Source organism: Bacteroidales bacterium (genome assembly GCA_016707785.1).
Classification (GTDB): domain Bacteria; phylum Bacteroidota; class Bacteroidia; order Bacteroidales; family UBA4417; genus UBA4417.
Genome location: JADJGZ010000018.1, coordinates 75,913 through 89,405, shown reverse-complemented (window position 1 = coordinate 89,405; position 13,493 = coordinate 75,913). Strand labels below are relative to the sequence as shown.

The 13,493-nt window shown below is 37.0% G+C and carries 9 protein-coding genes and 1 pseudogene; 4 read left to right on the top strand and 6 right to left on the bottom strand.

Annotated elements, in window-relative coordinates:
• Positions 1-10: 10 nt before the first annotated feature.
• On the top strand, positions 11-1,819 hold the full coding sequence (locus IPH84_11595) for an ATPase (protein MBK7173851.1): 1,809 nt from the start codon (positions 11-13) through the stop codon (positions 1,817-1,819).
• Between the two features lie 62 nt (positions 1,820-1,881).
• A complete protein-coding gene (locus tag IPH84_11590; GenBank protein MBK7173850.1) occupies positions 1,882-2,532 on the top strand; it encodes a TrkA family potassium uptake protein in 651 nt (216 codons plus the stop codon).
• Here the strand turns inward: IPH84_11590 and IPH84_11585 are convergent.
• From IPH84_11585 to IPH84_11560, 6 genes and pseudogenes are all read right to left on the bottom strand, one after another.
• Positions 2,529-3,725, bottom strand: a complete 1,197-nt coding sequence (locus IPH84_11585) for a cation:proton antiporter (protein ID MBK7173849.1) — start codon at positions 3,723-3,725, stop codon at positions 2,529-2,531. The genes IPH84_11590 and IPH84_11585 overlap by 4 nt on opposite strands.
• A 430-nt stretch (positions 3,726-4,155) precedes the next feature.
• Positions 4,156-4,858 (bottom strand): annotated as a pseudogene (locus IPH84_11580) (mechanosensitive ion channel).
• Between the two features lie 78 nt (positions 4,859-4,936).
• Positions 4,937-6,490, bottom strand: a complete 1,554-nt coding sequence (locus tag IPH84_11575; protein ID MBK7173848.1) for a KamA family radical SAM protein — start codon at positions 6,488-6,490, stop codon at positions 4,937-4,939.
• A gap of 269 nt (positions 6,491-6,759) precedes the next feature.
• The gene (locus IPH84_11570; GenBank protein MBK7173847.1) at positions 6,760-8,139 is read right to left on the bottom strand and encodes an asparagine synthase; all 1,380 of its coding nucleotides are present in this window, start codon (positions 8,137-8,139) and stop codon (positions 6,760-6,762) included.
• A gap of 31 nt (positions 8,140-8,170) precedes the next feature.
• Positions 8,171-9,802 carry a cobalamin-dependent protein gene (locus IPH84_11565; GenBank protein MBK7173846.1) on the bottom strand — a complete coding sequence of 544 codons (1,632 nt, stop codon included), beginning with the start codon at positions 9,800-9,802 and terminating at the stop codon, positions 8,171-8,173.
• A 4-nt stretch (positions 9,803-9,806) separates the two neighbouring features.
• Positions 9,807-10,916 carry an NAD/NADP octopine/nopaline dehydrogenase family protein gene (locus tag IPH84_11560; GenBank protein ID MBK7173845.1) on the bottom strand — a complete coding sequence of 370 codons (1,110 nt, stop codon included), beginning with the start codon at positions 10,914-10,916 and terminating at the stop codon, positions 9,807-9,809.
• A gap of 399 nt (positions 10,917-11,315) precedes the next feature.
• On the opposite strand from IPH84_11560, the gene IPH84_11555 reads away from it, so the two are divergent.
• Positions 11,316-12,005 (top strand): response regulator transcription factor, encoded by a 690-nt coding sequence (locus IPH84_11555; protein ID MBK7173844.1) that lies wholly within the window; start codon positions 11,316-11,318, stop codon positions 12,003-12,005.
• A gap of 154 nt (positions 12,006-12,159) precedes the next feature.
• Positions 12,160-13,362 (top strand): HAMP domain-containing histidine kinase, encoded by a 1,203-nt coding sequence (locus IPH84_11550; GenBank protein ID MBK7173843.1) that lies wholly within the window; start codon positions 12,160-12,162, stop codon positions 13,360-13,362.
• The last annotated feature ends 131 nt before the right edge of the window (positions 13,363-13,493 follow it).

The window sequence follows — 13,493 nt, the reverse complement described above, 5'->3', positions numbered from 1 at the left end:
CTATTTGAATATGTCGATAAAGTTAGGCTTACTTAGGATTATTGATTTTTTTAACCTTATAAGGAAACGGTTGCTGGCTTTCCTGGATACATTGGGTCTGCTTGCAGCATTGTCTGGCTTTCTCATCATGCTGTATCACATTGGTTTCGGGCATGAGACAGAAGAATTAATTTCTATTCAACGATTGTATAATATCATCTTATGTGCTATTATACTGAGCAATGTTTCCGGGCTTTTTATAAAAAAGTGGAAGGTTAGAGATCTTAGGCTACGACTTTCGGAATTGGCAGTCATTCCTCTCTTATTATTAATACTCAATGCAAGGACTGGATTTACGGGAGTTTTCTGGACTCAAGGCTTAATGCTTGATTTCCTCACTAGAAATTTAGCTGTTTATTTGATTTTTTTGATAGCGCTTATTATAGAGGTATCAACAAGTACATTAAAGCTAAAATTTCGAAATACAAATCCCGGACTTCTCTTTACTTTCAGTTTCCTATTTATCATTGTATTTGGTACTGTTTTACTGATGTTACCGAAGGCCACTTTCCATGGAATCGGGTTAACGGATGCTTTTTTTACTTCAACCAGCGCTGTATGCGTTACGGGATTACTAGTTGTTGATACAGCTACCTGCTTTACTCCATTGGGTAAACTAATAATTATAGCACTTATCCAGGTTGGAGGATTAGGTGTGATGACCTTCACAAGTTTTTTTGGATATTTCTTTAAAGGAGGGGCTTCTTTTGGGAATGAATTTCTTTTAAAAGAACTTATCAATGAAGAAAAGCTTGGTGAGATTTTCAAAACGTTATTAAAGATCATCCTGGTTACTTTCTCTATTGAAACAGTTGGGGCAGTCATTATATATTATTCATTAGATTCGTCTGGATTTTCCAGTCATCTTTCAATGATTGGTTTTTCATCGTTTCATTCCATTTCCGCATTCTGCAACGCAGGATTTTCCACTCTTTCGCAAGGATTATACCAACCTGGTTTCAGGTTCAACTACAATCTTCATTATGTGATTGGTATACTTGTTATCATTGGAGGTTTGGGCTTCCCTGTAATTTTTAATTATTATCGGTTATTAAAGCACTTTTTGAAGAATAAGTATCACCAGATTATTGGGAAAAAGGGCTATGTTCATGCACCAAAAATAATCAATCTGAATTCCCGGGTGGCCCTTATTACAACCTTGGTATTGCTCTTAACCGGGTTTGTATTTTTCTTCTTTTCCGAATACAATCATTCATTGAAAGACTTATCAGTGTCAGGTAAAGTAGCCGGTGCTTTTTTCGGTTCTGTGACCGCCAGGACAGCTGGGTTTAATACTGCTGACATGTCGTTACTAGCTCCTGTTTCAGTCTTGCTTTACCTGTTTTTAATGTGGGTTGGAGCGTCACCAGCGTCTACAGGTGGTGGCATAAAAACGACAACATTTGCTGTGGCAGTTCTCAATTTTTTTCATTTATCCAAAGGCCAGGATAAAATAGAAGTTTATGGAAGAGAATTGACGAAAGAATCAGTAAGCAGGGCATTTGCTGTTATCTTTCTTTCATTCCTGGTAATTTCAATTGCAGTTTTTACCCTCGTCTTAACAGATGGTCAGTTTAATCTTTCAAAAATTGTATTTGAAGTAGTTTCAGCATTTGGAACAGTTGGTTTATCGTTGGGTATTACAGCATACCTGTCGATAGCCGGGAAATGGGTGCTGATCATTACGATGTTTTTGGGACGTATAGGAACGCTTACGATATTGGTAGGAATTTTCAGGAGATTAAACCGATATAATTACCATTTCCTTCAGAAAATATAATGATCAATTAAAATTAAGCACATGAAATTTATCGTAATAGGCTTGGGAATTTCGGGTCAGCATTGTCAATCAGGCTCACAGCTTTGGGTCATGAAGTAATTGGTATTGATGGCAACCGGGAAAAGACAGAAATTTTTAAGGATACTATTTTTCAAACCATTAGCCTTGATTGTACCAGTGAACTTGCACTGCAAACCTTGCCGCTGAAAGAATGCGATTATGCAATTGTCACAATTGGGGAAGATTATGGAGCTTCTATTATGACCACAGCATTATTGAAACAAGCTGGTGTAAGAAAACTGGTAAGCAGGGCAATTAACCCATTACATTACAAAGTACTTGAAACCCTGGGGGTTGATCAGATACTTCAACCAGAATTTGATTCAGCATCAAGCTTTGCTGATAGCATACTATTTAAAGGTGTCACAACTTCGTTTGATGTTACTGAAGATTATAAGGTAATAGAAGTCCTTCTGCCAACCAGATACAATGGCTTGCTATTATCAGAGGTTGATTTTCTGAAACGATATTCGTTATTGGTAATGACCATAATCAGGTACGATGAATCCAAGTCTATATTTGGACATACTGAGAAAAAGAAAATTTCACTTGGACTTCCTTCGGGGGATATTAAACTATTGAAAGGTGATTATCTACTTCTTTTTGGCAGAATAGGGGATATCGATAATCTTTTACATACTTCAGAGGACTAAAGGCTTATTAGTTTTATCCTTATTCTGGAGTTCCGATTTTTTGTTGTCATCAATCCGACCATCATTATCAGTGATGTAAGTATGATTACCTGGATTATCAAGGACTGATTGACCAATGAAATGCGGTTGGCAGGATCGATCGAAAGAAAAAGCAAAATAGTGATCAACCCTCTTGGGGCTACGAACAGCAATGTCCTGAGAGGCAAGTTTGACAAAATGAGTTGAAGAGCTCTGAAAAGGAAGATAATAACCACTATGCCTAATGCCCAAATTAGAGTATCTGTATTTAAGATTTCAGAAGTGGCAATAAGATATCCGAACAGTAAAAAAAATAAGGCTCTTACAATGAATGCTGCTTCGATGGTTAGTTCTTTGAACTTGCGAACTTCTTTATTAAGCAGATCCGGATTAAATCTTTGTATCCACTTAAACTGCTTAAGTTCATCCAAATTGCCAATAAATAAGCCGAACATCAGGATAAATATCAATCCTGGCAAATGGTAGATTTTTGAGAGTTCATAGATTAATATGACTAATAGGATGATTGGAACAAATTTTATGTGATGTTCGATCTTGCTTAATAAGAATGAGAGGCCAATGGTTGCAATAAATGAAACACTAAACATGATGATCATCTGAATGCCAAATTGCCCGAAAGAAGTGGTGCCAAAATTATCGTTGAATATGATAAAATTAAAGAATAGGACACCTATTATATCTGAAAAACTGCTTTCATAAATAATAAACTCTTTATTAGAGGATGAAAGGCCACGAACGCTAGGAATAGCAATAGCACTACTCATGATGCAAAAAGGAATAGCATTGGTCAGGCTATCTTTAAATGTAATCGGGCTGAAATACCTGAAAAGATAGGTCAGCAAGAATGCTGAAGCTATCATGGGAAGCAGGGCGTCCATGAAAGACTTGGTGATGAGTATGATCTTCGATCTGTTGAATTCAAGTTCCAATGAACCCTCAAGTACGATCAGAATAAGACCGATTGTCCCCAGGATTGGAAGGACAGAGGTGAAATCGGGAATCTGAATATTAATAAAAATAGTGAGTCGCCTCACTAACCAACCTAAAATCAATAATAGAATTACAGAAGGGATCCTTGTCTTTGTTGAAGTGATATCAAATAAGTAAGCTATTAATAGCAGAAGGCAGAAAGTAATTATTATCGTTGTGGTCATGGAATGAGAATTGATGATTTTATTGTTGTCATGCAATAACTACAACATTCCGGGGAATCAGAATGTTCCTATTTATAAGGGATAATACTGAAGGTTCCGGGAAGAGTGCCTTAATAGTAATTCAAATATAGTAAGTTTTATAGTTATTTTTGGAATGTTCTCAGTTTAGACCTGGTTTCCAGTAACGCAATCTTTGCAGAGTTTATCTCTTCATAAAAGAATCGATTCTAGGGCTCAGCTTTACAAGCATTTCTTTATTTACATTCTTGTGTCTTTATTTCTCCCAAAGACAGTATTCATTATTATTATCAAACATAGTAATCCAAGTTTATTATTGCTTGCTTTTGAATCATGTATTCTGACTTTCTGGCCGGAATAACACACGACAAATGATAGTCTGAAGGGAGTTCAAAGTGAAAGTATGCTTTTTTCAGAATTCCTTTTTTTCTTTCATTTCCGGAATGCCATTTTTAAAGTGAATATCAACTTGGTGGAATGGGATTACCACTTTTTGTTCAGCAAATTTGCGATTGATAATTCTTCGGATATCACTTTTAACACGTTCAATCCGCAACACCCACATCTATCCTGAAACGGGTCTTCATAGATTGATGGCTCCAGTTGATTACCTTATTTGTGGTAATTTGGGAGTTTGGAATTATGACCACAATATCATCCCTGTTTAGCCCTTTTGAAGTCCGGATACCAATTTGTTGAATAGTTATTACATCATCATCAACTTCAAGGATATCACCCACCCTGGTGGATCCTTCAATAAGGATAATAATTCCCGAAACTATATCATTAAAGGTTTGTTGGAGACCCATCCCAACCCCTACGAGTAATGCTGCTGATCCAACAATTAAAGCGGTAACCCGGATCCCAATACTCTCCAGCATTAATCCAACAGCTATCACCCAGAGAATATACCGGATAATTTGATAGAGGGCATATGAATTGCTAAGATCATATTTATTTAGCTTCTTGTTATGGAAAATACTTTTCTTGATTATCCAGATAATGGCCCTGGTGATCAGCCAGATAACCACGACGGAAATGATTGAATAAATTGAAATTTCAAATTTCCCTAAATGAAATGCAATATTTTCCAGTGAATGGTCAATTTTTGTCATGTTATTATAATAAGTGTTGTATAAGCTGAAAAGCCTTCAATAAGATATACCGTTCTTCAGGTTGAAAGAACAAATTTGTCAGCTGGGCAGATTTGAATCATCATTGCGAACAGAGCGCTTTGCCTTGTTAAATTCCTTTTCTAAGAAGTTACCTATCTCGGAAGGATTTGTCAGAGGCATTTCATTATTATGAAGCTTGTAACCCAAAAGTTCAGCTTTCCTTTGTCCGTCAAAAGAAGGCAATCTGGTTTTATTGGTCGTTTTTATATGTTTACCCTGCTCATCAACAATAATAACCTTCGGCAGGAATACCCCTTTTCGTCCTATAAAATTATTCATGATTTGCATAGCTTCATCATATTCAGCTTGTGTTGCCCGGCCTAAAGCTTCATACTCCGGGATTGTTCTGTTATCCCATGTTGAAACGGTAGCAAAGCTTTTCGAGATAAACTCTTCCACATTATTATGTTTGTCGAGGGTATCGTGCCCTGATGGCATTAATAACACTTTTCCTCCACCTCCTTCGATATTGGCTGCATACCTTGGGACCGTAATTCCAGAAATCCAGCCTTGAATATGTTTCATATATATTTTGCCAACCTGTATGGGTGTAATAAAATGAACGATCCCTCTTTCCTTATGGCATTGAAGCAGGTAATACGGATGAACTCCAATCCAGAACATTCTTCTGAAAGTTTCAGCCAGTATTCTAAGGTTGTCATTTACATGATTCAGGAGAACGGTTTGATTTCGTACAGTAAACCCATGATTACGGATTTTCTTGATGGCTGCTGCCATTTCCAATGTCAATTCCTGGAAATGGTTGATATGGGTCATAAAGTAAACATATTTGTCTAAACCCTTATTGAAACGATTGGCTGATTTATTAATGAGTTCCAGCAGGTCATCTGTTATTCCCATTGGCATGACAACAGGCACTCTTGTTGCAATTCTTATGGCCCGAACATGAGGTATTTTGCTCAGTTCTTCCAATACAAATTGAAGGCGTTTCTTGCTGATCATTAATGCATCACCCCCTGTAATCAGCACCTCATTAATATTCGAATTGAATTTTATATAGAAGAGGCCTTTTTCGATTTCGGTTCTATTGACTTCAACAGATGAATCAAGGGATTTAGCTCGTTGACAATGAACGCAATAGGATGCGCAGCTGGTGTTCTCGGCAACAAAAAGTGCGACTCTGTTTGGATAGCGTTGATAGGCAGCCCCAAAACTCCTGGAACCTTCATTCATAGCACATTCAATCCCCGAATCAGGGAATAGTAGGTTGGCTGGTGTCGGAACGCTTTGCCAGAAAATGGGATCTAATTTATCCGCAGATATTTCAGGAACAACAACCGGATTAAATGGATCTTCCTGCATCAGTGATGCATAATAGGGTGTGATCCTTAAAGGGGATTTGCCTTCACTTTGTAATGTAGTAATCGTGTTTCTTATTTCCTGCTCTTGGAATTCGTTGAGTTTGATAACTAGTTTAAGATCATCAAGTGTATGTATAGTGTTTTGCCTTTGCCACAATGGATCATTCCACTGCGAAGGTGTAATATGTTTCCATAATTCAATTGTCCTATAATCCCTTGGAATGTTCAAAAATGTATCTTGAGTGTTCATATTTCGTCAATTCTTTCAATTAATATAAAAAACCTGTTAAGCAAACCTAGGATGATCAAGTTGGGATTCTCAATTCGCAATACGAAATAGATAACCTTTGCTGTGAGGAGTATACAGAATACGGGCAACTAACATTACTCTATGGATTCAGATAATCCTTTGATATCATTCAAAAATCTCAGAAATTTCCTTCCTGGTTTTGTTATAAGTACAAACGTAAAAGTGGCAGATTCCTAATGCCATTTACATTAACAATCAAGAGGAGATTATCATGATACAACTTTCTTGCTATTTTGTCCAATGTTTTCGAATACGGGGCTACCCTTCGTCCTTCCCATCCAGTCGAGGTTTTCAGGTTCCCCGAATTGTTCTTTAAAGTACCTGTAATAGAATAACTCTTCTTTGGTGTTTAATAACCAGCCATTCTTTAGTTTTCGTTCTTTAAGGAAGTCCTGATCTGTGATTGTATTATAAGCATGCTCCCAGAGCAACGTTCCTACACCTGAACCTTCCCAGAATTTTGATTTAGTGCGGTTAACAACTCTTTCAGGGAGAAGGTTGTCCATTGCGCGGCGGAGTATCCATTTTTCGATTCCATCTTTTATCTTTAGTTCTACAGGGATACTCAACGCAAATTCGAACACTTCAGGGTCAGCAAAAATTACATGTGCTTTTGTTCCAAAAGAAGAAGCCGTTCTATCAACTCGCTGTAATGCTGTGTTATGAAGGTTTTGTGTAATGTTTAGGAGTTCTTTATTCAGTAATGAAACAGGAATCTCCTTAAGGTAGGCATATCCGGCAAAGAGTTCATCTCCTCCTTCACCTGTAAAGACTTCAGAAACATATTCTGATGCTGCCCAGGCAACGGAGAGATTTATGATACTTGACCTTACAAGCAAAGCATCAAACGATTCCAGCTGATAGATTACATCAGGCAGTATTTTTAACATATTATCGAGTGTAATAATTGCCTCATGATGATGAGAACCGATATAGGATGCAACATCCTGTGCGTGTTTTAAGTCAGGAGCACCTTTAAGGCCTCCGGCAAATGTATGGAGGGTTTTCACATGGGGGCGGGCCAATGCAGCTATTGTACTGGAATCCAAACCACCTGAAAGCCATGATCCAATTGTATCTGTTTGAATTCTTCTTTTAATGGAGTCATTTAATAAATTCCTTAGTCTTTCAGCAATCTCCTGAGGGTCACTAAGCGGGCATTCAGAGTTCTGAACTACATAATCCTGTTTTAATCCGAATTTATTCAGGATATGTGCAGGTGGCATCTCAATGATGGATGTAGAAACAGGAAGTATTGCTTTTACTTCGGATCCAAAATATACGGGTGCATTATCCTCATATGCTAAAAACAAGGGAGAAACACCCAATGGGTCACGATGAAATTGCCAGATGTCATCAATTTTTCTAATTCCGGCAGATTGGCCATGGCCATTGCCATCATTAAAAATATTTTTCGAGGTTTCGGCTATTACTCTTTGATCTTCATGATTTGACCAAACCATCCCAATTGTTGCATCTTCCAATTCAAAAATCCGGGATGTGAAGTTTCCCCTATAATGAATTTTCGACAACATCGTTTCAACAGTTTTGATTTCTCCTTTTTTCAGGACTCCTGCTATTCCAGCCATAATTACTGATTTTTAAAGATTTGATTATATTTTAATGGAGTAAGATTCGCCTAAGCCTTTCATTTTCACCTATCGGTTCTCCAGTTTGGGTATCAATAGCAAAGCATGCCCCATTAATAATTCTGGTGGTAATTTCACCTTTTAAGAACCTGTTGCCTTTAAAATTTGGGGCATCAAGGATTCCTTTCTCTATCGCAGATGCAATTGTCTCCGGATCGGAAAGAGGATCATTTTTTGATCTTCCAATGAATTGAATCGCATCCAGAACAATTTTTGATTGCCTTTTTAATACTTCTTTTCGTTCGATAACGGTTTGATCAGAAGCGAAATCAGGAAGTCCATGAAGGCCGTTCCGGAGAACTCCATGCACTATGTTACAACTTTCAATTAGTTCATCGGAATTTATAGCATGATCACCTTCACTAAAGCCGACCACATGAAGAATATGAGGTTTCAGGGTAAGGCTAATTAGCGCAGATGATGCAAGCTGACCTTTAGCAATGGAGGCGTTAGAAGCAAAATGGGCAATTCCAGCCCTTACTTCGCGGTATACTTTGAATGATTCATCTTCCAATGATTCTATGAGTTCGAGTTTAGCCAACATCTTAGCAATATCCATCGAAGGTGAAGTTCCAGGCGGAGTATTAAACATAAACTGAGAAATATACTCTCTTACCCCGGCTTTTTTTGCATTATATGCTGCCAAATATGCCATTGCAACAGCTAGTGAGTCATGAGCATCACGCAAACTCCATTGGTGTGATTCATTCACCTCAACAGGGATTCCTTTTTCAGCATACCAGTGCATCACCGACTGATTCTCTGAGATAGCATCCTTCAATGATCTGTTTGATCGCCCATCAATGACGCTATACCAGCATAAAGGAATAGCAGCCCATGCATTCCTGATGGTACGAACACTCATTTCTGCCCATTTTTGAAGATCCTGTGTGCCTGAATAACAGCGCATCAATGGGAAATTGCCACATCTCGAACTTTCATAAAGTTTTGATAAGTCATCTTGAGATCGAACAGGTACTCCACCTGTTCCATGTAATTTTGGGTTCATTTCCTGCGGTCGGAAAAAGAACTCTTGAGCATTTTGATCCGTGCCTAGAGAAATGACGTCCAATACTCCTGCCTTCGCTATTTTACTAATGCCTTCGATAGTACTGGCTAAGGTTGGGAGTCCAAAGTGATGTCTAAGTATCGGATATGGATATTTTTGGTTTATTCGGCTTATAAGATCACCTGGATACACCTGTTCATCAGGCAAAGATCCTTTGCCTCTGAGAAATGATTTCAATTCGGCCTCATCCTCCGAACCATCGAAGACCCGCACAAAAAAACCTGACTCTTTGGCAACTTGTGCAACTGGTAAAGGGCCACCAAATATGAATCTGGGTACAGAATATTTATTTTTTTTTAAGTTTTCCAGTAAATCATTTATTAAATGTCTGAAATTATCAGCTGTTAGCCGGTAACTGATTGCAACGATATCCGGATTACTTGCAATGATGCTATTAATAATTCTTTGGATAGAAACAGCAGGCCCCAATGATTCAGTTTTATAGCCTTCTGCTTCTGCCAATTTCAGAAAATGATGTAAACCTCCCACATGAACACAATCACCTAATGCGGCGCCAATTATGGTTTTCATAATCTTATTATTGTTGTATAGTTTGTGAAATTCGTTTTTCTCCTATTGCAAACAGTCTGAGTTCCCATAAACTCATTCCTGAAATTCCTAATCTGTCAACATTTCGCCCTTCCTTAAAGTAATCTATGTCACTTATTAGTGATGCAAGGTGAATTAGCGCATCAATAGTCGGAGTTGGAATCCCCAACATCCTGCCAAGTGAGGCTATTGGCACAAGACTGCATGGAACATCTTCTTCTATATATCTCATTTTTAATGTTCTGGGAGCCAATATTTCCCGATATCCTGAATGTTTACGCATAGATTCCAGCAAATTATCACCTGATGCGCTATAAGCAAGATAGAGCCATTGTTTTGCACTTAAAGCCCGTATCCCTAATGCCGCGGCTACTGCAATTCTTTCCTCATCAATGTATTCCAGTATTTTTGCAACTGATTCGGTCACTCCATCATAATAAAATTTAAAATCAGAGTTATCCTCAATCCATCCTGCGTTCAGAATGCTTATTGCAGGATGAAAAATGCTGCCAATATTATCGAAGCTAGTATTGAAGACATTGTTTCCTGGTACAAATTGCGGATAAATCAACCTGAGCTTCTTTAACATCGAAGGAATCAGATGAGCTCTGATTGAAGCAACGGGGATTGACTGTTTAATGCTAAAAATGTGTGATTGACCAGGTCCAATGGTTCTGCAAGCATAAATAAATGTTTGAGCTTCAGCCACGATAACATCAGCGAATATATTTTTCTGGACAAGGACTTGTTTGAATTCCAATGCACCTAAAGTCCTGCCGGGATGAAGTATAATAATCTGACCATCAATCAGAAAAGGAGCAATTTCTTCAGCTATTAATCTATGAGCATTGGCAGGAACGACTACCATGATAAATTCAACACCTTCAATAGCCTCCCTGATTGAATTCGTAGTCAGAGTGATTTCCCCAAATCCTTTAACAGCACCGCTTAACTCAATTCCTCCAATGGAACGAATTCCCCACAACCTTTCATCACCCCTGTTATAAAGATGAACATTATATCCCATAATAGCAAGATGGCCGGCCATGGCTTGTCCTCCGTTCCCAGCCCCAATAACAGCTATTGGTTTTTTTTGTATTTCATTTATTGTTCCCATCTTAAGTGTCTTGAAGCCTTGATTCATTGTTAATTTTACTACGATGTCATTCAAAGTCTGGTTGTGCTAGATGAACTTTAATTGTCTTTATGTAAATTATTCAAGCTGGCTGGTTCATCTGCTGCTTTTAAAAAAAGAATATTTTGACACTGATCATTAATCCAATTATCAAAGCCCAAAACAAGAAGATCATCAGTTCAACTGGAAATTTTATTTTTTCATCCAGATCTGAAGTTTAAAGTATATTGCTTTTCTTAATCAAAGCTATACAAGAACCTTGAAACCGTTAGTTAAAGACTGATTAGAAATTAATTAGAAACTGATTAGAATTCACTAACTCTGATTGAGTAAGTTATATTTGTATTACAATTGATGAAACTGATGGAAAAAATCAAGCTTGTATTAATTGAAGATGAACACAGGCTCGCTGATATTATTGGTAAGCAACTCCAAGAAAATGGTTATGACGTTGATATTGCATATGATGGCTATAGCGGGAAACAGTTGATTTCCCAGAATTCTTATAACCTCGTCCTGTTGGATATCAATTTACCTTTGATCAATGGGTATGAACTCTGTAAAGAAATCCGAAAGGCAAACAAAAACGTACCAATAATTATGATCACAGCTTTAGGAACATCGGACCATAAAATGAATGGATTTGATGCAGGAGCCGATGATTACATTATTAAGCCAATTGATTTTAGAGAGCTTATTGCCAGAATCAATGTATTTCTGCGTAGATCTGAAGTAAAGAATGATTCAGATAAACTGAAGGTAGCTGACCTGGAAATGGATACAAATACGAAAACAGTGTTCAGGTCAGGCAAAAGAATTGAGTTAACAGCAAAAGAAAGCTGTTTGTTGGAAACCTTCATGAAGAACAAAGGAGTTCTGCTTACCAGGGAATATATTATTGAGAATGTTTGGGGTATTGACTTTGATCCTGGCACAAATATTATTGATGTCTATGTGAATTACCTGCGGAAAAAGGTTGATAAAGGTTTCGACAAGAAATTAATACATACAAAATTTGGTTTTGGATTTTATTGCTCAGAAAATGAAATATAGACTAAACCTCAAACTTAAGTTATCGCTTCAATTTACACTTACTGTTGTGGGAATCCTATTATTTTTTTCATTCCTGGTCTATTATTTTTCATATTCCAGCCAAAGGAACAGGTTCAGGGAAAACTTATTGAACCGAGCTAAGAATACTGCCATTTTGTATGCCAATTTTACTGAAATTGATACTACCTTACTCAAAAGAATTCATCAGTCAACACTTTCATGGAAAAATGAAGAGATTTTCATTGCCGATGCTGATCTGAATCGTTTATACGGGTATAATATTAATTATCTGACATCTGAAGTCATCAGCCAAAATTCTCCCGAAGATTTCCGTTATTTCTCAATTAAGGATAAGGATGGAGCCTGCTATAAATATGATTCAAAATTGAAATCAATATATGTGTATGTAGTTGCGTTTGATAAATACCGACGAGAGAAACTGCTTGATTTAAGAGAGATTCTATTTTGGAGTGTTTTATTTAGTGCCTGGCTATCAGTGCTTTTATCATACATTTTTGCAAAAAGAGCTATTAAACCTATTTCAATATTTATCCAATCCGTCAAGAATATTAATCCCTCCAGATTAAATGAAAGACTTGATGAAGGTGATAGAAGTGATGAACTGGAGCAATTGGCAATGACATTCAATGATATGCTTGCTAATCTTGAGATCGCTTTCAAAAACCAGGAGGATTTCATATCAAATGCATCACATGAATTAAGAACACCGATAACGGTAATGATTGCAGAAATAGATTATCTGTTACGCAGAAAACCTGAATACACTGAATATGTTGAATTTACCCATCGTCAGATGAGTGATCTAAAGCACCTTAATTCATTATTAAATAGTTTGCTTGAACTTGCACAGGTAAATGTTTCAAATGAAATCAATAAGTCCACCATCAGGATTGACGAAGTATTATTCATTGCAATACAGCATGTTAAAGAAAGATATTTCGAAAGAAAGATTGTATCAAGTATTCAATATCCTGAAGATGAGGGTGAACTTCTTATCAATGGAAACTCAGGTTTGTTACAAATTGCAATTCAAAATCTGATTGAGAATGCTTGCAAGTTCTCATCTGATGAAGTCACAATATCAATGTCTGTTTTAGGAAGTCATATAGTTCTGATAATTTCTGATAAAGGAATAGGTATTCCTGAGAAGGATATTGAAAATGTTCTAAAGCCTTTCACCAGAGCTTCAAATGTTTTATATAAAGGTGGATTTGGAATTGGCCTTTCTCTGGTTAAGAAAATACTGGAGATTCATCATGCAGAATTCAGACTGGACTCAAAAGTTGAAAACGGAACTAAAATTGAAATAAAATTTGCTAGATACCAAATAGATTAATTGAAATATGTCAAACCCTGCTTTACTAATGTGGTTGTCAACAGTAGCAATTGTTACAGCTTTGTGTATTTATTTCTTTACAAAGGTTTTAATTTCAGGGAAGAAGAAGGAACCTGATTCATATTCTGATA

Coding starts and splice junctions, on each gene's coding strand:
- IPH84_11595 (MBK7173851.1), top strand. CDS start 11: ATGTCGATAAAGTTAGGCTTACTTAGGATTATTGATTTTTTTAACCTT.
- IPH84_11585 (MBK7173849.1), bottom strand. CDS start 3,725: ATGACCACAACGATAATAATTACTTTCTGCCTTCTGCTATTAATAGCT.
- IPH84_11575 (MBK7173848.1), bottom strand. CDS start 6,490: ATGAACACTCAAGATACATTTTTGAACATTCCAAGGGATTATAGGACA.
- IPH84_11570 (MBK7173847.1), bottom strand. CDS start 8,139: ATGGCTGGAATAGCAGGAGTCCTGAAAAAAGGAGAAATCAAAACTGTT.
- IPH84_11555 (MBK7173844.1), top strand. CDS start 11,316: ATGGAAAAAATCAAGCTTGTATTAATTGAAGATGAACACAGGCTCGCT.